Raw genomic sequence first — 21,040 nt, 5'->3', positions numbered from 1 at the left:
GGCGAAACGCGCGGCTAAAGTCTTTCAACCTCCAGCAAGGATGACGGCAATGACCAAGGCAGACCTCCAAAGCCCGACGGATCTCGGGGCCAATGCGAACCGTGACGTTCCAGCCGCCCTGAGAGCGCTGCTGGCGGATGTCTTCGCGCTGTACATGAAGACCAAGAACTTTCACTGGCACGTGTCGGGCAGGCATTTCCGCGACTATCATCTGCTGCTCGACGAGCAGGCCGAGCAGATTTTTGCCATGACTGACGATATTGCCGAGCGGGCCCGCAAGATCGGCGGAACGACGCTGCGCTCGATCGGCCAGATAGCGCGTGAGCAGCGCATTCTCGACAACGACGCCGATTATGTCGATCCGCAGGACATGCTGGCCGAGTTGCGCAGCGACAACCAACAGTTGACACGGGAAATGCGCCGGGTCCACGAGCTCTGCGACGAATACGGCGACGTCGCGACTGCAAGCCTGCTGGAAAACTGGATCGACGAGACGGAGCGGCGGATCTGGTTCCTGTATGAGACGGGCCGAGGCGGTCCGAACTCGTAAGCACTGGGTATATCATGCGGCCGGAAAGCGCCGGCCGATCGTTGCGGCGGCGCGGAAGCGAGGGAGACCCTCGCTTCCGCGTGTTGGTGGTTGATTGTCTTCGAATTGATCGAACAGGCGGGCGCGCCGGGCCAGCATCGTGCGGATGAAACAATGTCGCTGCATCCGCGAAAGATGACTGGACGCAGATATCTATACGCTTGACCGCATTTATGACCGGCAGGCCGGTCATACGTACAAGGATCACGCCATGACGGATATGTCGAACTCGAAAGCGTCGCTCGGAAGGGCCATTCACGCAATCGCCGGAAAGTGAGGCTGGTTCGTTGCGCTGGGGGGCGGTGAACTGATCCTTGGCGGCATTGCGTCGGCCAATCTGATGGCGGCGAGCCTCGCCTCCGTGCTCGTCATTGGCGCCACGATGGCAGTCGCCGGGATCTCCCAGTTCGTACATGCCTTTTCGGTGCACGGCCTGCGTGGCTTCCTGTGCTGGCTGCTCGCCGGAATCGTCTATGCCGCTGCCGGAGCCGTCATCCTCTACGATCCGCCGCTGGCCTCGTTCTCGCTGTCGCTCGTAATGTGCGCTTTCCTGGTCGCTGCCGGGGTGACGCGGATCTGGGCAGGCTTCCATATACGGCCGGCTGCAGGCTGGCGCTGGATCGTGGCTGCCGGCGTTGTGACGTTCTGCGTCGGCGTGATACTGGTTGCGGTCTGGCCTGCCATTGGCCTCTGGCTGCTCGGTGCGATGCTGGTCGTCGATCTGGTCTTCCAAGGTTGGGCTTTCATTGCATTCGGGCTCGCGCTCCGGAGCCGGGCCTCGCGGCATTCGGCCGAGCCGGCGACGGTGTGAGCCATGATGACAGGTTCGACATTCACGCGGCACCGGGAGATCGCCTGGCGCGGCGGCCGCACGACATCGACGTCGCGATTGGTGGCCGAGGAGAGCGCCATCGCGCTTACCTATAACGGATCAACGCATGCCGTGATGATGGGGACGCCGGCCGATCTGGAGGACTTTGGTGTCGGCTTCAGCCTCACCGAGGCCATCGTCGATCGTGCGAGCGAGATCAGGAGCATCGAGCTGATCTCGAACGAGCTCGGCATGGAAGTGCGGATGTGGCTCGATGGCGACCGCGCGGCGGCCCTGGCCGCTCGCCGGCGCGCCATCAGCGGGCCGGTCGGGTGCGGGTTATGCGGCATCGAAAGCCTCGAACAGGCGCGTCGCACTCCGTCGCGGGTCGGGGGCCCGGGCATTGCCTTTCACGCGCGGGACCTGCTGAATGCCATGCAGGCGCTGTCTCCTCTCCAGACGTTGAATCAACAGACGAGGTCCGTTCACGCAGCAGCCTTCTGGCATCCGGGCACCGGCATTACCTTGGTCAGGGAGGATGTCGGCCGGCACAACGCGCTCGACAAGCTCGCCGGTGCAATGGTCCGCGACGGCAACTCGGCCCGCGACGGCGCCGTGCTGCTGACGAGCCGCGTTTCAGTGGAAATGGTGCAGAAGGCCGCGATGATGGGCGTGCCAGTCGTTGTCGCCGTTTCCGCGCCGACCGCGCTTGCCATCCAGACCGCGAACGAGGCGGGGATCACGCTTCTCGCCGTCGCCCGTGATGACGGATACGGCGTCTTCACGCATCCGCGCCGCGTTCTGCTGCCTGACGAGGCCGTGCCGCGCGCCGGCCGCTGATATCCGCCTACCGGCGAACATGGTGATGCAAGCCGTAACAACGGAGCCTTTGGCCGGGACACGCGTCGAGATTCACGCTCCGGAACGATCGTTGCTGGTTGCCTCTCTGCTCTGCATGTCGGGAGGCTTCCTCGACGCTTTTACGTGGCTCTCGCTCGGCGTCTTCGCGAATTCGCAGACCGGCAATGTCGTCTTCCTCGGAGTCTTTGCCCAGTCCGGACAATGGCAGCGCGCGCTCCATCATCTCCTTCCGCTGGCTGCCTTCATCCTGGGAGCGCTGGTGGCGGCCCGCAGCCGGGCGGCGCGACGCTGCCTCGTCGGAGAGATCGTCTGCCTGGCGGCGGCGATGCTGATGCTTCATCGCCTTCCTGATGAGATCGTGATCCTTATCATCTCCTTTGGCGTCGCGCTGCAATCGGCGAGTTTTAGAGAGGTCGGCCGCTGGAAGTATCTCTCGGTGACCGTTACTGGGAACATGCTCCGCGCCATCGATCAGTTCGTTGCGGCGTCCGATCGCGATGCGGAGCGCGGCGCCGGAACCATGCTTGCGCTCTGCCTGATGTTCCTGCTCGGGGCCGCCGTCGGTGGTTGCGTAACGAAATGGCTGGGAACATGGAGCCTCGCTCTGCCGATCGCGTCGTCGGCATGGGTTCTCTGGCTGTGCCGGTATCCAAGCCATCCGCACTGAAGCCTTGCCAACCTTTCTAGCCTTCATTCGCAGGGCTCGCTTGCTGCAGGCCGAGGCGCCCACCATGCCATTCGGCAAAAGCACGTTCGTTCGCGGAAGCGTGCTCACCGTGCCGTTCGTACACTTTCGATCAGTACCGCCAAGGTACTTTCCGACATCAACTGCCACGAGAGGCAAGGATGAGCGACCTCCGCAAAGAGACAGACAGCCTGGGTGAAGTGAACGTTCCCGCGAACAAGCTCTGGGGTGCGCAGACGCAGCGCTCGCTGGAGCATTTCAGCATCGGCCGGGACCTGATGCCGCGCGAAATGATCCAGTCCTACGCGATCCTGAAGAAGGCGGCGGCGAACGCGAATTATGCCGGCGGTCGTCTCGACGGCAAGATCCACAAGCTGATCGTCCACGTCTGCGACGAGATTCTCGCGGGCCAGCATCACGACATGTTTCCCCTTCACGTCTGGATGACGGGCAGCGGAACGCAGTTCAACATGAACGTGAACGAGGTGATCTCGAATCGATGCTGCCAGCTCGCGGGCACCGCGCTCGGCAGCAAGCTGCCGGTTCATCCGAACGACCACGTCAACATGTCGCAATCGTCGAACGACAGCTTTCCTTCGGCCATGTACATCGCGGCCGCGCTGAACGTGACGGAGCGCCTCGTTCCCTCAGTCGAGGCTCTGCATGACGCGATCGCGGCAAAGTCGAGCCAGTGGGACGACATTGTCAAGATCGGCCGAACCCACATGCAGGACGCCACTCCGCTGACGCTCGGTCAGGAGTGGTCCGGCTACGCCGTCATGCTCGCTGACAATCTGGCGCGTATCGACGACACGCTCAAGGGTGTCTACCGTCTAGCGCTGGGTGGCACGGCCGTTGGCACCGGGATCAACGCCGCGCCGGGCTTTGCAGAGGCCGTCGCCGCCGAGATCGCGCGCTTGACGGGCCTGCCCTTCGTCAGTGCGCCGAACAAGTTCGCAGTGCAGGGCGCGCACGACGCGCTGGTGCAGCTTTCCGGCACGCTGCGCACGCTCGCCGGCTCGCTCTACAAGATCGCAAACGACATCCGCCTGTTGTCCTGCGGTCCGCGCGCAGGCTTTGCCGAACTGAGGATACCCGAGAACGAGCCCGGCTCGTCGATCATGCCGGGCAAGGTCAATCCGACGCAGGCTGAGGCGCTGACCATGATCGCCGTGCAGGTGATGGCGAACGATGTCGCCGTCGGGTTCGGCGGCGCCGGAGGTTTTTTGCAGATGAACGTCTACAAGCCGCTGATCATCCACAACATCGCGCAGTCCGTCACCATTCTCACCGACGGCTGCACGAATTTCCGTACCTTCCTCGTCGAAGGTACCGAGCCGAACCGCAAGAAGATCCAGGAGTATGTCGAGAGGTCGCTGATGCTCGTGACGGCACTGGCTCCGGTGATCGGCTACGACAAGGCGTCGCGGATCGCGCATTACGCGACGGACAACGATCTCACGCTGAAGTCGGCGGCGCTGAAGCTCGGCTTCGTGACCGAGTCGGAGTTCGACCGTATCGTGGATCCCGCCAAGATGGTCAAGCCCTACGTTGCCGAGATCAAGGTGCCGCTGGCGATCGGCGCGAAAGCCGTTTGAAGGGAGCAAGAGCCATGATCCGGCGCGCACAATCTCGCTCGGGCAATGCAGCAACAATGCAAGGAGAGACACAATGATCCGCTGTGTGCGTCTATGGACCGGCAAGGATAACAACTCGCATTTCGAGGACGGCTTTCTCGAGCTGGAGCCGGGCCAGCGTGGCGACTTCCTGACCGGCAAGATCGATGCCGTCAGCATCTCCTTCCAGGAGACGGAATCAGGCGGGGCCTTCGCCTGGCACACTGCGCCGATCCGGCAGCTCGTGATCACGCTGAGCGGTACACTCGATTTCCAGACGCGTGACGGCCACCACTTCCTGATCCACCCTGGCAACGTCCTGCTGGCCGAAGATACCGCAGGCTCCGGGCACAGCTGGAAATTGACCGACGATTCGTCCTGGCGCCGTGCCTACGTGATCCTGCGGCCGGGAGCGGACGTGCCGTTCCGCGCCAAAGCGCGGCAATCGGCGCGGGCCTGATCGAACCATCTGGAACAGCAATAGCCAACGAAGGAAAGAGCCATGTCAACAGCTTCCGACCGCGAAACCGACGTCGTCCTCATTGGCGCCGGCATCATGAGCGCGACCCTCGGTGTCTTTCTCAAGGAGCTCGAACCCTCGCTGTCGATCCAGACGTTCGAGATCCTCGGGGATTGCGCGCGGGAAAGCTCCGACTCCTGGAACAATGCCGGTACCGGCCATGCGGCAAACTGCGAGATGAACTACACGCCGCTGCGGCCCGACGGCAGCGTCGACATCTCCAAGGCGCTCCAGGTCAACGTCGAGTTCGATCTGTCCCGACAGTTCTGGTCCTACCTGATCGGGCGGGGAGCGATCGTGGATCCCAGGTCCTTCATTCATCCGGTGCCACACATGAGTTTTGTGCACGGGGCGGAGAACGTCGCGTTTCTCCGAAAGCGGTTCAAGGCGATGTCGGCCCATCATTGCTATGAGAGCATGGAGCATACCGAGGATCCCAGTCAGATCGCCGAATGGACGCCGCTGGTGATGGACGGAAGGAGTGGCGACGAACCGGTTGCCGCAACGCGGATCACCACCGGTACCGACGTCGATTACGGCGCGCTGACGCATCTGCTGATCGGGCATCTTGTCAGTCAGCCGGGCTGCACGGTCCACTACAACAGCTGTGTCACCGGTCTTGACCGGGAGCAGGGCGGCCGGTGGCGGATCGAGGTACGGGACACCGCGAGCGGCGAGACGCGTTCGGTTCGCGCGAAATTCGTCTTCATCGGTGCCGGCGGCGGTGCGCTGCCGCTGCTGGAGAAATCCGGTATCCCGGAAGGACGCGGCTATGGCGGTTTTCCGGTCAGTGGGATCTGGCTGCGCTGCGATGATCCGGAGATCAACAAGCGACATCATGCCAAGGTCTACGGCAAGGCCGCGGTCGGATCCCCGCCGATGTCGGTGCCGCACCTCGACACGCGCGTGATCGGCGGCAAGCACTCGTTGCTGTTCGGCCCCTATGCGGGCTTCTCGAGCAAGTTCCTCAAGCACGGCTCGTTGCTGGATCTCTTCGAGTCCATTCGTCCCGCCAACGTCAAGCCGCTGCTTTCGGTGGCGCGGGACAATTTCGATCTCACCGAATATCTGGTCGGGCAGGTGCTGCAATCCGAGGGACACCGGCTCGCGGCGCTCGACGAATATTTCCCCAAGGCGGACCCGAAGGACTGGAGGCTGCAGGTCGCGGGCCAGCGCGTCCAGATCATCAAGCCCGATGTCAAGCGCGGCGGTCTGCTCGAGTTCGGGACCGAGCTCGTCGGCGCGAACGATCATTCTCTGGTCGCCCTTCTCGGCGCCTCGCCGGGTGCCTCCACCGCCGCCTTCATCGCGATCAGCGTGCTGGAGAAGTGCTTTGCCGGCGAGCTGACGGCGAGCGCCTGGCTGCCGAAGCTCAAGCAGATCGTCCCGTCCTATGGCGTGTCGCTGATCGACGACGCGGATTTCTGCCGCCAGATTCGCGCGGCGACGGCGGAGGTCCTCAAGGTCGACAACATTCCGCAGCCGGCGGCACGCGCGCCAATGGCCGCGAATCGGGCGTGAGCGAACGGGAGACTATCCGATGGATCCGACGGCACTCCTCCTGTCGCGGCTGCAATTCGCCTTCACCATCTCGTTCCACATCATCTTTCCGGCATTCACGATCGGGCTTGCCGCCTGGCTCACCGTGCTGGAAGCGATGCACCAGTCCAGTGGCAAGCCCGTCTACCGGACCCTGTTCGAGTTCTGGCTGAAGATCTTCGGCGCGGCATTCGGCATGGGCGTCGTATCGGGCGTGGTGATGGCGTTTCAGTTCGGGACGAACTGGAGCGTGCTCTCGAAGATGTCGGGTCCGATCCAGGGCCCGCTTCTGTCCTATGAAACATTCACCGCCTTCATGCTGGAGGCGGGCTTCTTTGGCATCCTCATCTTCGGTCGTCCCCGGGTGCCGCCGTGGTTCTACCTGTTCTCGACCGCGATGGTCGCGCTCGGAACCACGCTGTCGGCTTTCTGGATCATGGTCAACAACAGCTGGATGCAGGTGCCGACCGGCTACGTCCTGCAGAACGGCCAGTTCGTGCCTGATGACTGGGCGCAGATCATCTTCAATCGCGTGGTCTGGGTCCGATTTCCGCACATGCTGCTCGCGTCCTACCTGACCGGCGCGTTCTGCGTGGCGGCGACCGGCGCGTGGTATCTGCTGCGGCGGACCTATCGCGCCGAGGCGCACGTGATGCTGCGGATGGGCCTTGCGCTCGCGGCGGTGCTGCTGCCGGCCCAGCTCTTCATCGGGCATCTCGTCGGCGACTATGTCCACGACTACCAGCCGGCCAAGTTCGCCGCGATCGAGGCACGCTGGCATGACGAGCAGCCGGCCTCGGAGGTGCTGATCGCAATTCCCGATTCGAGCACTGAATCGAACAAATACGCGATTTCGATTCCCGTGCTCGGGAGCATCATCGGCAGCATGAGCCTGACGTCGAAGGAGGTCGGCCTGACCAGCTTCGCGCCGCAAGACCGGCCGCCGGTGGCGATCCCGTTCTTCGCTTTCCGCATCATGGTCGGCTGCGGTTTCGTGATGCTAGGGCTGGCCTGGCTCGGGACCTGGCTCGGCCTCAAGCATCGGCTCGATCGGAGCCGCCTGCTGCTGTGGGGCATCTTCCTCAGCTTCCCACTGCCCTGGATCGCGATCCTCACTGGCTGGTACACCGCGGAAGTGGGGCGCCAGCCGTGGACTATCTACGGCGTATTGCGCACTGCGGACGCCGTGACGCCGTTCCTGACCGCGTCGGCTGCGATGGCTTCCCTGATCCTGTTCGTCGCGGTCTACGCCTTCATCTTCTCGTTCGGGACGTATTACATCTATCGGCTGCTGCGTGCCGGCCCGGCGGGACTCGGCGGCAAGCCACTCCACGTTCCCGTGCCCAATCGGCCGATGTCGCTCGCCGATCAGGTGCCGGCCGCGCGCAGCTATCTCGAGGCGAGAGAATAGCCATGGTGATGTACTGGCTTGCCCTTCTTGCCATCAGCATTCTGATCTATCTCCTCCTCGACGGGTTCGATCTCGGCGTCGGCATGCTGTTCGGCGTGGCTGGCAGCGAGGCGAAGCGGGATGCCATGCTGAGCACGGTCGCTCCGGTCTGGGACGGCAATGAAACCTGGCTGATCGTCACGGGCGTGATCATGTGGGGCTCGTTCCCCGTGGTCTACGCCATGGTGATGTCGGCCTTCTATATCCCTGTCGTCGTAATGCTGCTCGGATTGATCCTGCGCGGCGTGGCCTTCGAGTTTCGCGGCAAGGCGCTCCGGTCGCGCTGGGTCTGGGACGTCAGCTTCGTCGCGGGCTCGTTTGCGGCCAGCTTCATGCAGGGCGCGATGGTCGGTGCTCTCGTCGAAGGACTTCAGTTCTCCAACGGCGATTATGCCGGCGGAACGTTCGGCTGGCTGACCGCCTTTTCCGCCCTGTGCGGGATCGGGCTCTGCTTCGGCTATTCGCTGCTCGGCGCCTGCTGGCTGGTGAGGAAGAGCGATGGCCCCGTTCGGGATGCCGCACGGCGCCATATCCCGCCGCTGGCGATCGGCGTCCTGGTGTTCCTGGTCGTCGTCTTTGCGTATGCGCTTGCCGAACATCTTCCGATTCTGCAGCGCTGGACCGACCGGCCCTATCTGCTCGTGTTTCCCGCGATCGGCGCCGGCGCCGCCGCGATGCTGGCCAAGGGCATCCTCGTCCATGACGATTATTGGCCGTTCCATATGGTCGCGCTGATCTTCGTGGCGGCTTTCGCCACGCTCGCTCTGTCGTTCTGGCCCTACATGATTCCGTTCGTTGTCACGATTGACGAGGCCGCGGCGCCTCATGCAAGTCTCGCCTTCATGTTCTGGGGCGCCGGCCTGTTCGTATTTCCGCTGATGCTGCTCTATGTCGCCGTCGGATATCGCGTCTTCCGCGGCAAGCCGGCGCCTGCGGCCGATCACTACTGACGGCTGCACGCTCGAAGTTGCAGCGGGCCGCCATGGACGAAAAGAAAGGCGCCGGCTTTGGCGCCTTTCTCGTTCAGGCCCCCTTGTCAGAGGTCTGGTTCAGGATTTGGGCATGACGCCGGGGCTGTTGTCCGGCCATTGGGCGACCAGCTTCTCGTCGATGTTGAAATGCTGGGCGACCAGCCTGGCGGGCGTGTGCGTCAGCCAGTTGGAAAGGGACACCTCCTCGTAGCGGGGCGCACGGAACACGCCGACGAACTGCAATTCGGTGTCGCCGACATTCTCGACATAATGGCCGAGATTGCGCCGGACATAGCCGATGTCGCCGGCCGAGAAATCCGTCGTCAGCGCGTTGGGGCCGGTGTCGAACACCGTCATCCGCGCCTTGCCCTTGATATAGTACTGCCACTCGTCGGCGTTCGGATGCCAGTGCATCTCCCGGACTGCTCCCGGCGGCATCGTCACCAGCGCCGCGGCGACGGTGGTGGCCACCTTGAAGTTGCTGCTGTCGGCGACGCGGATGCTGCCGGCGGAACTCTCCTTTACCGGCGCCGAACTGCCGAGCGAATGGATGAACGGATAGGGCGGTGCTTCGGCATGCTTGGCGATTGCGGCACGATCGGCGGCGAGATCGCCGGGCACCGTGCCCTGGAAGATCCAGCGATTGTGCAGCGGGATCTTCGCGAACGCGTCAGCCGGGACGCCGAAATTCTTCGCCAACACTTCGGGCGGCGTATGGGCGAGCCAGTCCGTCACGAGCAGCGTGTTGAACTCATTGGCGTGGCCGTCGTCGAAACAGATTACGAATTCGCAGCCGTCGGGCCCCAGGCCCTGCAGCGAATGCGGCGCGCCCGGTGGGAAATACCAGAGGTCGCCGGCTTTGAGGTCGCCGACATAGGGGCGTCCTTGCGTGTCGAGCACGGTGATGCGGCAGCTGCCGTAGGTCATGATCGCCCATTCGGCCGCCTGATGCCAATGCAGCTCGCGGATGCCGCCGGCGGACAGCCGCATGTTCACGCCGGAGATCTCCTTCGAGATGGCGAAATCCTCGACGGTGACCTGCCGTGCCCAGCCGCCATTCTGGATGCGCCTCGGCGCATTGTTGAACGAGGCCCAATCCATCGGCAGGCCGCCAACATCGGTTGGCGGCGGGGTTTGCGCGGAGGGGAATTGCTTGGCCAATTCAGGATTTTGCGGACCGGGATCGGTCAGGCTTCCCGGGCTTTTGGCATTCACGGCCCCTTGCGGCGGCTCGTCCGGATTGCCGAAGGTTGCGGCCTGCGCGCTGGAACCGACCATGGCGGCGCCTGCCGCGGACATGGCCAGCAAATCACGTCTTGAGAACATATTGGGTCGCTCCTGAAAAATGTCGAAAGCCCTCCGTAGCGACGGGGCTCTGGCCGACAAATCTAGTTTCCGGTTGCCGTTTCTGCTTCCGCGAACGGTGCTCTTTTTGCCGGAATGCATGGCTGCTGCGGCCGGCCGCCCGGGACCGAACGTGTGCAATTGCGAAATTCGGCTTCGTTTTGAAAAGACGGCTCTGCCCGCGCGATCCTTAACTGAACCGGAGAATTGCCATATCGAGAGATATCGAGATGACCACGAAATCGGTTCGGCCCTATCGTGAACCTGCCGGCGGCTGGGGCGCACTCAAGGCGCTCAGCGAGGCGCTTCTGGTGCAGCGGGCGCCGCTGAAGGGCGCAGCGACGCTGAGCCGGATGAATCAGCCGGAGGGCTTTGATTGCCCCGGCTGTGCCTGGCCCGATCCGAAGCACACCTCGTCTTTCGAATTTTGTGAGAACGGCGGCAAGGCGATCGCCTGGGAGACGACATCGAAGCGCTGCACGCCGGAATTCTTCGCCGAGCATACCGTCACGGAGCTCGCGAGCTGGAACGATTACGATCTCGAAATGGTCGGGCGGCTCACCCATCCGGTGGCTTACGACGCCGCATCCGACCGTTATCTCCCGGTGGAGTGGAGCGATGCATTCGACATGATCGGTCGCGAGCTTCGGGCCTTGCCGGATCCGAACATGGCGGAGTTCTACACGTCCGGGCGGACCTCGAACGAAGCCGCCTTCCTCTATCAGCTTTTCGTGCGCGAATACGGTACCAACAACTTCCCCGACTGCTCGAACATGTGCCACGAGGCGACCAGCGTCGGCCTGCCGTACTCGCTCGGCGTCGGCAAAGGCACCGTGCTGCTTGAGGATTTCGACAAGGCTGACTGCATCTTCATCTTCGGTCAGAATCCGGGCACCAACAGCCCGCGGATGATGACCAGCCTGCGCAATGCGGCACGCCGCGGCGCCTCCATAGTCTCGTTCAACCCGTTCCGTGAGCGGGCGCTGGAACGTTTCCAGGCACCGCAGAGCGCGGTCGAGATGATCACGCTGTCGTCGACGACGATCAGCTCAAAACTGCTCCAGGTGCGGGTCGGCGGCGACGTCGCCGTGCTCAAGGGAATCATGAAGATTCTGGTGGAAGCCGACGAGGCCGCTCGTGCCGCCGAGCAGCCCGAGATCCTGGACTGGGATTTCATTCGCGGCCACACCGTCGGCGTTGAAGCGTTGATCGACGATCTCAAGCGCACGCAATGGCCAGACATCGAACGTCAGTCCGGCCTGACGCGCGAGGACATGGAATATGCGGCCGGCGCCTATATGAAGGCCGAGCGCGCCATCCTCGTCTACGGCATGGGCATCACCCAGCACTGGCGCGGCGCGAACAACGTCCAGCAGATCGCCAATCTCGCGCTGCTGCGCGGCAATGTCGGGCGCGAAGGCGCCGGCGTCTGTCCGGTTCGCGGTCATTCCAACGTGCAGGGCGATCGGACCGTGGGGATCACTGAGGTCCCCAAGGCGGATTTCCTCAACCGCCTTGAGCAACGCTTCGGCTTCAAGCCTCCGGCCGCGCCGGGGCACAACGTGGTGACCGCGCTGGAAGCCATGATCCGCGGCGAGGTGAAGGCATTCTTCGCGATGGGCGGCAATTTCGCTGCGGCCATTCCGGACTGGCAGGCGACCCAGGCGGCGCTCGGCAAGCTCGATCTGACCGTCCACGTCTCGACCAAGCTCAACCGCAGCCATTTGATTCATGGCCGGGCCGCCCTGATCCTGCCGTGCCTCGGGCGCACCGAGATCGATGTGCAGGAATCCGGGCCGCAGTCGATCACGGTGGAGGATTCGATGTCGATGGTGCATGCGTCCGGCGGCCGCAACAAGCCGGCATCGGAGCATCTCCTCAGCGAGATCGCGATCGTCGCCGGCGTTGCCAAGGCGACGCTGGGCAAGCGCACGGTGGTCGATTGGGACGGCTTCGTGACTGATTACGACCGCATTCGCGATGCGATCGAGGCGGTGTTCCCCATCTTCCAGGGCTACAACGCCCGCATCCGCGTCCCAGGTGGCTTCCATCTCACCTCGACCGCGCGCGAGCGCATCTGGGCGACGCCGTCGGGCAAGGCAAACTTTTTGGTCTTCCCGGGCTGCGGCGAGGATCCGCCGCAGAACGATCCGGAGTCCCTGTGGCTCACCACCATCCGCAGCCACGACCAGTACAACACCACGCTCTACTCGCTGTCCGACCGTTATCGCGGCGTGTTCGGCCAGCGCGACGTGATCTTCCTCAACGAATACGAGCTGAGGAAGCGCGGGCTTGCCGACGGCGACCGCGTCGACCTGACCACTGCCTCGACCGACGGCGCCGAGCGGATCGTGCGCAACTTCCGCGTGGTGGCCTATTCCTTTCCGACCGGCTGCTGCGCGGCGTACTATCCGGAGACCAATCCGCTGGTGCCGCTCTATGCCCGTGATCCCCTGAGCTTCACGCCGTCATACAAGGGCGTCCCGATCCGCCTCGCGCGTTCGGCCGCTACCGGGGAATAGCAGCCGCGCCGGACGTCGCGATCACGTATGGGCCTGGAGATCGCAGCGCCGCGAATCCGCCGGCGAAACGGATATCGGCAGCGTGAACCAGAAGCGGGCGCCGCCATTCGCGCCATGGCCCTCGGCGCCGATCCGGCCTCCATGCGCTTCGACGATCGACCGGCAGATCGGCAATCCCATGCCCATTCCGCTCTCCTTGGTCGTGAAAAAGCTCTCAAACAGCCGGTCGACATGTTCGGCGGCGATGCCGGGACCGTTGTCTTCCAGGGAGCAGTACAGCGTGGCCGCGTCCTGTATGACCGTGCTGATGATGATCCTGCGATCGTCATATCCCGCTTGCGTCATCGCCTGCACCGCGTTGATGGCCAGATTGACGATGACCTGCTGGAGTTGGGTACGGTCACCGAGCACCTGCGGCGTGCCCGGATCAGGCCGATGCAGGATCGTCACGCCGCGGGATTCCATCTCGTGTCGAAGGAACAGAAGCACTTCCCGAATGATCTCGTCGAACGATAGCAATGCCTGCTCGGGCGCTTTCCGCGAAGCCATCCCGTGAACGCGCGCCACGATGTTCGCGGCGCGCTGGGTATCCACAACGATGTTCTCGATTGTCTTGCTGATCTCAACGATATCGGGCGTGGGCCTGTTCAGCCATCGCAGCCCGGCTGCGCCGTTGGTGGCGATCGCGGCCAGGGGCTGGTTGACTTCGTGGGCGATCGACGCGGTGAGTTCACCTAGCATCGAGACTCGCGCGGCATGCGCGAACTCAGCCTGTACTTGCTGGAGTTTCTGCTGGGCGCGAACACGCTGTGAGATGTCGATGGTGCCGACCAGGCTGACTTCGAGATCGTTGATGGGGCCGACCCGGGCCGTCGTGAAGAGAACGTCGACGACGCGGCCGTCCCACGTGACCATCCTGGTCTCTTCCTCGAAATTCGTCTCACCGCGGTAACGGGATTCCATGGCGCGCCGGAATGTATCGGGACGATCCCTCCAGGTCTCGGCCATGGAACGTCCGACATAGTCGCCGGCGCCGCCGCCGAACATGTGGATGGCCCGTTCGTTGGCCTCCTGAAACGAGAGCGCGTCCATGCAAGTTCGGAGGAATTCGGGATGGCTGTCGAAATAGGCGCCGAGATCCTTGACGCCTTCGGCGCGCAATTTCCGGAACAGCACGACCAGCCTGCTGGCATCGAGCTGCCGGAATGCGATCGGCATGCGGCTGAACAAATGGCGGTAGCGCTGCTCGCTCCGTTCTAGCTGGACATGGGCCTTCTTCAGGGCCGTGATGTCCATGATCGCGCCGACGAGCGTCAGCGAAGCGGCCAGAAAAGCGGCGAAAGCGATCGCCGTGAAATTGTCTCCGAGCAGTGAGCAGGCGAAGGACAGCAGGGTCAAAACAAGGCTGCCCCAAGCCCACAGGAGAATGCGATCCTGTATTGTCTGGATCGGCAGCACACGGCGCCACCATCGCTGGGGCTGTACGGGGTTAGAGCCATCCAGGCGTTCGAGCGTCATGCAAACGGTTTACCGCCCCGCCGAAGAGCGGTCTTCTGCGTTTTCGTCGACGCTTTGTCAAAACGCACGAATCCGAAATCGAGCCGGCATCATGCCGGCGGTGACCTGCTCAAGCGGATTCATGGCGCAATCCCGAATCTGCTTCGCTCGTGGATGGCGCGGATGTCTCGGTCGCCCGTGGCTTCCGCCCGGTCAGCCGGTTGCCGAGCCGGTCGAGATAGAGATAGACGACGGGCGTCGTGTAGAGCGTCAGGACCTGCGACAGCATCAGGCCACCGACGATCGTGTAGCCGAGCGGCTGGCGCAGCTCCGCGCCGGTGCCGGAGCCGATCATCAGCGGCACGCCGCCCAGCAGCGCGGCCATCGTCGTCATCAGGATCGGGCGGAAGCGCAGCGTGCAGGCCTGGTAGATCGCCTCTTCGGGGCTGAGTCCGTGCTGGCGCTCCACCTGGAGGGCGAAATCGACCAGCATGATGCCGTTCTTCTTGACGATGCCGATCAGCAGGATGATGCCGATGATGGCGATGACGCTGAGATCCATGTGGACTGCCAGCAGCAGCAGGAGTGCGCCGATGCCGGCCGAAGGCAGCGTCGACAGGATCGTGATCGGGTGGATCAGGCTTTCATAGAGTACGCCGAGGATGATGTAGATCACGATTAGGGCGGCCCCGATCAGCAACGGCGTGCCTGACAGGGAGGATTGGAACGCCTGCGCGTTGCCCTGGAACGAGGTCGAGAGCGAGGCGGGCTTGCCGGTGCTCCTCTCGATATTCTGGATCGCCGTCACCGCATCGCCCAGTGCGATGCCGGGCTTCAGGTTGAACGAGATCGTCACCGAGGGAAACAGGCTCTGATGATTGATGAGGATCGGCGCGGGCTTGATGACGCTGTGAACCAGCGTGCTCAAGGGGACCTGCTGGCCGGTGGCCGAGTTCAGGTAGATGTCCTTGAGCGCCTCGGGGCCATACTGGAAACGCGGATCGACCTCCATCACGACATGGTACTGGTTCAGCGAGGTGAACATCGTGGAAACGATGCGCTGGCCGAAGGCGTCGTCGAGGGCATTGTCGATCGTCGTGGGCAGGATACCGAAGCTCGATGCGACCTCGCGATTGACGGTGACCTCCAGCCTCGGGCCGGCATTGGCCTGGTCGCTCGCGACGTCGGTGATGAGGTCGAGCGCGCGGAGTTTTGCCAGGAAGGTCGCCGACCAGTTGGTGAGCTCGTTGGAATCGGCATCTGTCAGCGTGTACTGATACTGCGTCTTCGACAGCCGTGCGCCGATGGTGATGTCCTGGGCGGCCTGCATGTAAAGCCTGATGCCCTGGATGTGGGCGAGCTGGGGCCCCAGCCGCTCGATCACCCGATCGGCGCTGGCCTTGCGCTCGGGCTTCGGCTTCAGGACGATGAAGATGCGTCCCTGGTTGAGCGTCGCGGTCGGGCCGCCCGGGCCGATATAACTCGCCACCGACTGTACCGCCGGATCCCTTGAGAGGATGTCAACGATCGCTTGCTGTCGCTCGGACATCGCAGAGAAGGAGATGTCCTGTGCGGCTTCGGTGATGCCGACAATTTGCCCGGTGTCCTGTTGCGGGAAGAAACCCTTGGGAATGATCACGTACAGATAGCCGGTCAGCGCGACGGTTGAGAGCATCACCAGCAGCGTCACGAAGCGATGGCGCAGCACGATTCGCAGGCCTCTCGCATAGAGCGCGAGCAGGGCATCGAAACCACGTTCGAAGATGAGGTAAATTCGGCCGTGCTTTCTCCGCGAGTCGTCCTTCAGGAGCCGCGCGCACATCATCGGCGTCAGCGTCAGCGAGATGATGAGCGACAGCAGCAGCGCGGCGGTAATCGTGATCGCGAATTCCTGGAACAGCTTGCCAACGTAACCGCCCATCAGAAACAGCGGGATGAACACCGCGATCAGCGACAGGGTGATGGAGACGATCGTGAAGCCGATCTCGCCGGAGCCCTTGAGCGCGGCCTCCATCGGCGTCATGCCCTGCTCGAGATGGCGCACGATGTTCTCGATCACGACGACTGCATCGTCGACCACGAAGCCCACCGCGATCGAGAGCGCCATCAGCGAGAGGTTGTCCAGGCTATAGCCGAGCACGTACAGGACCGCGAACGTGCCGACCAGCGACAGGGGAACCGTGATTGCCGGAATGATGGTGGCCCAGAAATTCCGCAGGAAGAGGAATATGACCATCACCACCAGCGCGACCGTCAGCATCAGCGTGAATTGAACGTCGGAGACTGCGGCGCGGATGGTGGCGGTCCGGTCGGCGGCGATCGTCACCTTGATCGCGGGCGGAACGGAGGCCTGCAGTTGCGGCAGCAGCTTCTTGATGCGGTCGACGGTCTCGATGACGTTGGCGCCGGGAACGCGCTGGACCGCCAGAATGACGGCGGGATCCTTACCGTACCAGCCGGCCAGGAGGTCGTTCTCCGGCCCCTCGATCGCCGTGCCGATGTCGCGTATCCGCACCGGCGAACCGTTGCGATAGGCGATGATGAGGTCTTCATAGGCGGCGGGCTTGAGCAACTGATCGTTGGTGTTCAGCGTATATGTAACGCGCGGGCTGTTGAGCGTGCCCTTGGGCAGGTCGACATTGGCGCCGGCGATCACGCTGCGGACGTCTTCAAGGCCGATGCCGCGCGCGGCAAGCGCCTGCGGATTGACGCGAACACGGATCGCGGGTTTCTGCTGGCCGCCGATTCCGACCAGGCCCACGCCTGGCACCTGCGATATCTTCGGAAGCAGGATGTTTTCCGCATAGGCATCGACCGTGGTCAGCGGCAGCGAGTCCGACGTCAGCGCGATCAGCATGATCGGCGTCTCCGCCGGATTCACCTTCCGGATCGTCGGCGGGTAGGGGATGTTTGGCGGCAGGAACGGGCTCGCGGCGTTGATCGCGGCCAGCACGTCCACCGCCGCGCTGTCCACCGTGCGCGACAGCTCGAATTGCACCGTGAGCTGGGCCACGCCGAGCGCACTGGACGAGGTGAGCTGGGTGACGCCGGGGATCTGGCTGAGCTGCTGTTCGAGCGGCGTCGCCAGCGACGAGGCGATCGTTCCCGGGTCGGCGCCGGGCAGTTGCGCCGAGATCTGGATAGTCGGGTAGTTGACGTTCGGCAAGGCGCCGACCGGCAGTAGCGGATAGGCCGCAAGGCCACACAGCAGCAAGCCCGCCATCAGCAGAGCGGTTGCGATCGGCCGCAGGATGAAGGGCGCGGAGAGGTTCATGGGATTGCGTCCTGCACGGCGCTTTGCAGGTCGGCTTCGCGCGCCGCGTTGCCATGCAGCTCGCGAACGCGACTGCCTTCCGCGAGCCGGTACTGGCCGTCGATCACGACAACGTCACCTGATTTCAGCCCCTGGTCGATCAGGGCCTGGCCATCGCGGATCTGTACGACGTGAACGGGACGCAAGGCGGCCGTCTGGCCGTCGGTCACGACATAGACATAGGTGCCGTTCGGGCCCTGCTGCACGGCCGAGCCGGCGACAGTGAGCGCATCCTTCTGAATCTCGAGCAGCAGGCGCGCATTCACCAGCTGGCCCGGCCACAGCCGGTGCTCATGGTTCGGGAACACGGCCTTGAGCTGGACGGTGCCGGTCGTTCCTGCGATTTCGTTGTTGACCAGTAGCAGCGTGCCTTCGTCGAGCTTCGTCTTGTTGTCCTGGCTGTAGGCGACGACCTTCAGGGAGCCCTTTGCGGCGTGCTCCTGAATTATGGGCAGGTCTGCCTGCGGCAGGGTGAACAGCAGCGAGATCGGCTCGATCTGGGTGACGACGACGAGGCCGTTGGCATCGGTCGGATGAATGACATTGCCGACATCGATCTGGCGAACGCCGGTGATGCCGGGAACGGCCGACGACAGGCGGGTATAGCTGAGCTGGACGTTCGCCTCGTCGATCTGGGCCTGGTCCGCCTTCACGGCGGCCTTGAGCTGCGCCACCTGCGCCGTCTGCGTCTCGATCAGTTGCGGGGTCGCATAGCCCTTGTCCCCGAGCTGATTGTAGCGGGAGAGATTGGCCTCGGCGTTCGTGAGTTGCGCCTGGTCTCTGTCGCGATTGGCCGTGAGCTGCTCGATCTGCGCTTCGTAAGGACGCGGGTCGATCTGGGCCAGGAGATCGCCGGCCTTGACGGTCTGTCCTTCCGTGAAGGCGATCTTGACGATCTGCCCCTGGATCTGGCTGCGCACGACGTCGGTGTTGTAGGCGATCACCGTGCCGATGCCGCGCAGATAGATCGGAACGTCCTTGCCCGTGACCGTGGCGGCGACCACCGGCACGGCAGCGGCCACGGGTGCGGCTGCCACGCCCGGCGTGCGGTCGGTGCCGAAGAACCAGAATCCGGCGCCGACCATGACCGCAACGAGAGTAACAAGCGCAACGGTGAGGTTCCGTTTCACGGTGATGATCCTCCTTGATCTTGGGGATTGCCGGAGCCGTCGATCGAGGTCGTGCCGTTCAAGGACGTGGGGCCGGCCACCGGCACGGGCGGACTGATTCCGGCGCCGCCGATTTCAGTCGCGCCCAGCGGAATTCCGACGCGGCCGACCGTCGACGTCGAGGGCAGGGATGAGACCGCTGCGGTGCTGCCGGCGCAATTGGTCGATGAGGTGCCGGACAACCCGCCGCCGTCGAACAATGCTCCGGTCGATGCGGCGTTGCCGGACCCGGCGCAGCCCATCGTGCTTTGCACAGGATTGATCGGGGAAATGCCGGGGGTTGCGATTTCGGTCGATCCCAGCGGGATGCCCACCGGCCGCGTGGATTGCGGGTTCAGGGGTGACGTCGCAAGCATGCCCGTAGGCGGCTGCATGCCCGGCACCGTTGTTTGCGCGATGGCCGCAGCCGGGACCAGCCCCAGTATGGCGGTCGCAAGCATCACACCGTTGTATGTTGAATGCTGTTGTCGCATGGATGAAAGCTCCGGCTACTGCGATCGAACAATAGGAAACCGCGCTAGCGCGGGTATTTCCAGAACGCACGTCCTGCTGCTCGGCTGCACGACGGCGAGGCGCTTCGTGCGCCGCATTCGCTCTCGCGCGACCATTTTGGCGGGCCGCCTCGTCGTCGGCCCTGAAAGTGCTTTCGCTATCTCAGAATGGCCCGCGCGTGCGCGATCTCCCGGCCGCACGCGGCGATGTCGCCGCCGCGATTGGCGGTGCGCGCGCGATCGAGCGCGTCGAGCGCGTCGGTGAAATCGACGCCGTTGCCACCTGCTGCTTCCGCGAGCGAGCGGGGCGTGGGTTGATGGCCGCGCAGCGCGCTGAGGCTCTCCGGCTGCCAGCCGTGGGAGCCCGCGTCCTTTTCTATGGCCAGATCGAGCTGGGCCTGGGTGTGCGCGATGTCATCCGTGCAGGTTCCGGAACGAGCCGGCATCGTTGCGCACAGCAGTGCGAAGAGGGCGGCGCTGTACTTTGCGATGGATGTCATTGTTCGGTCCTATGCTTGGAGTTTGAGTGAGGTCAGGAACCTTGTCGTGAATGACAGAGCCCCCATCGAGCGTCTTTCGTGTCCGAACGCTCCGCCGTTCACGCTTGCGAGAGATCATGTCAAGAATGTCAGTGTGCGTGACGAGAGGCCGTTCCGTCAGAAATGCCCCTCTCAACCGGCCGCGTCCGGAGAATGTTCGAGCGGCAATCGCCGCAGCTCGCGCGTCCCGGCGTGCGAAGTGGCAAGGATAGTTGTTTGCGGAAATACGCCAGCAAGGCTCGAAACTAGTGTCGCGTCATTCCAACCCGGAGTGATCTCGACATGAAACACCTCAACGCCGGCCTCGCCTTTGCCGCCGCTCTCTCCCTGTTCTCGACCGTTGCTCCCGCAAGCGCGGAACCCCTGAAGAACATCGTCCTTGTGCACGGCGCCTGGGTGGATGGGTCCGGCTGGAAGCCGGTCTACGAGATCCTGACCAGGGAAGGCTTCCGCGTCACCATGGTGCAGGAGCCCGAGACCTCGTTCGCGGACGACGTCACTGCGGCCAAGCGCATTCTCGATCTGCAGGATGGCCCGACGCTTCTCGTCGGTCACAGCTACGGTGGCTCGATCATCACCGAGGCCGGCGTTCATCCCAACGTCGTTGGTCTTGTCTACGTCGCCGCACATGCGCCTGACGTCGGAGAGGACGAATCGGCGCTGGGCAAGAAGACGCCGAGCGTGCTCGGGAAGACCGAAGGCGTCATCAAGGTGACGCCCGACAAGTTCACCTATCTCGATCCCGTGCAATTCCCGAAACTGTTCGCGCCGGATCTGCCGCGCGAGCGGGCCGAGTTCGTCGCGCGCTCGCAGGTCCCGGCCGCGACCCAGGTCTTCAGCACGCCGCTGAAGGCGGCGGCGTGGAAGACCAAGCCGAGCTGGGGCATCGTCGCCGGTAACGACCAGATCATCAGTCCGGATCTGGAGCGTTGGTACTACGAGCGCGCCAAGAGCCAGACCACCGTGATCCCGGGCGCCAGCCACTCGGTGTACGAGTCGCATCCGAAGGAAGTGGCGGCGGTCATCATCCGCGCCGCGCGCAGTATCCAGCCGCCGGTTACGCGCTGATCACCCTTCGCTGGTCCTGACGCACGGACGACCGGCAGAAGGAAGGACGGCGGGA

The 21,040-nt window shown here is 63.7% G+C and carries 17 protein-coding genes; 11 read left to right on the top strand and 6 right to left on the bottom strand.

Annotated elements, in window-relative coordinates:
- The first annotated feature begins 49 nt into the window (after positions 1–49).
- The 9 genes from ABIB00_RS03960 (at position 50) to cydB (ending at position 9,021) form a co-directional block, all read left to right on the top strand.
- Positions 50–550 carry a Dps family protein gene (locus ABIB00_RS03960; RefSeq protein ID WP_354052882.1) on the top strand — a complete coding sequence of 167 codons (501 nt, stop codon included), beginning with the start codon at positions 50–52 and terminating at the stop codon, positions 548–550.
- 331 nt (positions 551–881) lie between these two features.
- Complete coding sequence (locus ABIB00_RS03955) at positions 882–1,400, top strand: HdeD family acid-resistance protein (RefSeq protein ID WP_502917792.1); 519 nt, start codon at positions 882–884, stop codon at positions 1,398–1,400.
- Positions 1,401–1,403: 3 nt separating this feature from the next.
- Entirely contained in the window at positions 1,404–2,240 is an 837-nt protein-coding gene (gene fdhD, locus ABIB00_RS03950; protein ID WP_354103462.1) for a formate dehydrogenase accessory sulfurtransferase FdhD, read from the top strand.
- 91 nt (positions 2,241–2,331) lie between these two features.
- Positions 2,332–2,928, top strand: a complete 597-nt coding sequence (locus ABIB00_RS03945; RefSeq protein WP_354103461.1) for a YoaK family protein — start codon at positions 2,332–2,334, stop codon at positions 2,926–2,928.
- 179 nt (positions 2,929–3,107) lie between these two features.
- Entirely contained in the window at positions 3,108–4,544 is a 1,437-nt protein-coding gene (gene fumC / locus ABIB00_RS03940) for a class II fumarate hydratase (RefSeq protein WP_354103460.1), read from the top strand.
- A 73-nt stretch (positions 4,545–4,617) separates the two neighbouring features.
- Positions 4,618–5,022, top strand: coding sequence for a cupin domain-containing protein (locus tag ABIB00_RS03935; RefSeq protein ID WP_247445598.1), 405 nt, complete (start codon positions 4,618–4,620; stop codon positions 5,020–5,022).
- Between the two features lie 42 nt (positions 5,023–5,064).
- A complete protein-coding gene (gene mqo, locus ABIB00_RS03930; protein WP_354103459.1) occupies positions 5,065–6,603 on the top strand; it encodes a malate dehydrogenase (quinone) in 1,539 nt (512 codons plus the stop codon).
- Positions 6,604–6,622: 19 nt separating this feature from the next.
- Positions 6,623–8,032, top strand: coding sequence for a cytochrome ubiquinol oxidase subunit I (locus tag ABIB00_RS03925; protein WP_354103458.1), 1,410 nt, complete (start codon positions 6,623–6,625; stop codon positions 8,030–8,032).
- Positions 8,033–8,034: 2 nt separating this feature from the next.
- Complete coding sequence (gene cydB, locus ABIB00_RS03920; protein ID WP_354103457.1) at positions 8,035–9,021, top strand: cytochrome d ubiquinol oxidase subunit II; 987 nt, start codon at positions 8,035–8,037, stop codon at positions 9,019–9,021.
- 99 nt (positions 9,022–9,120) lie between these two features.
- Here the strand turns inward: cydB and ABIB00_RS03915 are convergent, their stop codons facing one another.
- Entirely contained in the window at positions 9,121–10,368 is a 1,248-nt protein-coding gene (locus tag ABIB00_RS03915) for an oxalate decarboxylase family bicupin (protein ID WP_354103456.1), read from the bottom strand.
- A gap of 248 nt (positions 10,369–10,616) precedes the next feature.
- Between ABIB00_RS03915 and ABIB00_RS03910 the strand changes: the two genes are divergently transcribed.
- Positions 10,617–12,908 (top strand): FdhF/YdeP family oxidoreductase, encoded by a 2,292-nt coding sequence (locus ABIB00_RS03910; RefSeq protein WP_354103455.1) that lies wholly within the window; start codon positions 10,617–10,619, stop codon positions 12,906–12,908.
- A gap of 21 nt (positions 12,909–12,929) precedes the next feature.
- On the opposite strand, the gene ABIB00_RS03905 is transcribed toward ABIB00_RS03910, so the two are convergent.
- The 5 genes from ABIB00_RS03905 to ABIB00_RS03885 form a co-directional block, all read right to left on the bottom strand.
- The gene (locus tag ABIB00_RS03905; protein ID WP_354103454.1) at positions 12,930–14,426 is read right to left on the bottom strand and encodes a sensor histidine kinase; all 1,497 of its coding nucleotides are present in this window, start codon (positions 14,424–14,426) and stop codon (positions 12,930–12,932) included.
- 109 nt (positions 14,427–14,535) lie between these two features.
- Positions 14,536–17,679 (bottom strand): efflux RND transporter permease subunit, encoded by a 3,144-nt coding sequence (locus ABIB00_RS03900; RefSeq protein ID WP_354103453.1) that lies wholly within the window; start codon positions 17,677–17,679, stop codon positions 14,536–14,538.
- Positions 17,676–18,848 (bottom strand): efflux RND transporter periplasmic adaptor subunit, encoded by a 1,173-nt coding sequence (locus ABIB00_RS03895; protein WP_354103452.1) that lies wholly within the window; start codon positions 18,846–18,848, stop codon positions 17,676–17,678. The genes ABIB00_RS03900 and ABIB00_RS03895 overlap by 4 nt, the downstream gene beginning before the upstream one ends.
- Positions 18,845–19,360, bottom strand: a complete 516-nt coding sequence (locus ABIB00_RS03890) for a hypothetical protein (RefSeq protein ID WP_354103451.1) — start codon at positions 19,358–19,360, stop codon at positions 18,845–18,847. The genes ABIB00_RS03895 and ABIB00_RS03890 overlap by 4 nt, the downstream gene beginning before the upstream one ends.
- A 176-nt stretch (positions 19,361–19,536) precedes the next feature.
- Positions 19,537–19,878, bottom strand: a complete 342-nt coding sequence (locus tag ABIB00_RS03885) for a hypothetical protein (protein ID WP_354103450.1) — start codon at positions 19,876–19,878, stop codon at positions 19,537–19,539.
- Between the two features lie 321 nt (positions 19,879–20,199).
- On the opposite strand from ABIB00_RS03885, the gene ABIB00_RS03880 reads away from it, so the two are divergent.
- Positions 20,200–20,985: an alpha/beta hydrolase gene (locus ABIB00_RS03880; protein ID WP_354103449.1), complete on the top strand. Its 786-nt coding sequence runs from the start codon at positions 20,200–20,202 to the stop codon at positions 20,983–20,985.
- The last annotated feature ends 55 nt before the right edge of the window (positions 20,986–21,040 follow it).

This window comes from Bradyrhizobium sp. LB14.3 (assembly GCF_040547985.1).
In the GTDB taxonomy this organism is placed as follows: domain Bacteria; phylum Pseudomonadota; class Alphaproteobacteria; order Rhizobiales; family Xanthobacteraceae; genus Bradyrhizobium.
Note: the sequence above shows the minus strand (reverse complement) of the source record. Positions and strands in the feature narration are given on the sequence as shown.

Coding starts and splice junctions, on each gene's coding strand:
- ABIB00_RS03915 (WP_354103456.1), bottom strand. CDS start 10,368: ATGTTCTCAAGACGTGATTTGCTGGCCATGTCCGCGGCAGGCGCCGCC.
- mqo (WP_354103459.1), top strand. CDS start 5,065: ATGTCAACAGCTTCCGACCGCGAAACCGACGTCGTCCTCATTGGCGCC.
- ABIB00_RS03900 (WP_354103453.1), bottom strand. CDS start 17,679: ATGAACCTCTCCGCGCCCTTCATCCTGCGGCCGATCGCAACCGCTCTG.
- ABIB00_RS03960 (WP_354052882.1), top strand. CDS start 50: ATGACCAAGGCAGACCTCCAAAGCCCGACGGATCTCGGGGCCAATGCG.
- ABIB00_RS03935 (WP_247445598.1), top strand. CDS start 4,618: ATGATCCGCTGTGTGCGTCTATGGACCGGCAAGGATAACAACTCGCAT.
- cydB (WP_354103457.1), top strand. CDS start 8,035: ATGGTGATGTACTGGCTTGCCCTTCTTGCCATCAGCATTCTGATCTAT.
- ABIB00_RS03885 (WP_354103450.1), bottom strand. CDS start 19,878: ATGACATCCATCGCAAAGTACAGCGCCGCCCTCTTCGCACTGCTGTGC.
- ABIB00_RS03890 (WP_354103451.1), bottom strand. CDS start 19,360: ATGCGACAACAGCATTCAACATACAACGGTGTGATGCTTGCGACCGCC.
- fumC (WP_354103460.1), top strand. CDS start 3,108: ATGAGCGACCTCCGCAAAGAGACAGACAGCCTGGGTGAAGTGAACGTT.
- ABIB00_RS03925 (WP_354103458.1), top strand. CDS start 6,623: ATGGATCCGACGGCACTCCTCCTGTCGCGGCTGCAATTCGCCTTCACC.
- ABIB00_RS03910 (WP_354103455.1), top strand. CDS start 10,617: ATGACCACGAAATCGGTTCGGCCCTATCGTGAACCTGCCGGCGGCTGG.
- ABIB00_RS03905 (WP_354103454.1), bottom strand. CDS start 14,426: ATGACGCTCGAACGCCTGGATGGCTCTAACCCCGTACAGCCCCAGCGA.
- ABIB00_RS03880 (WP_354103449.1), top strand. CDS start 20,200: ATGAAACACCTCAACGCCGGCCTCGCCTTTGCCGCCGCTCTCTCCCTG.
- fdhD (WP_354103462.1), top strand. CDS start 1,404: ATGATGACAGGTTCGACATTCACGCGGCACCGGGAGATCGCCTGGCGC.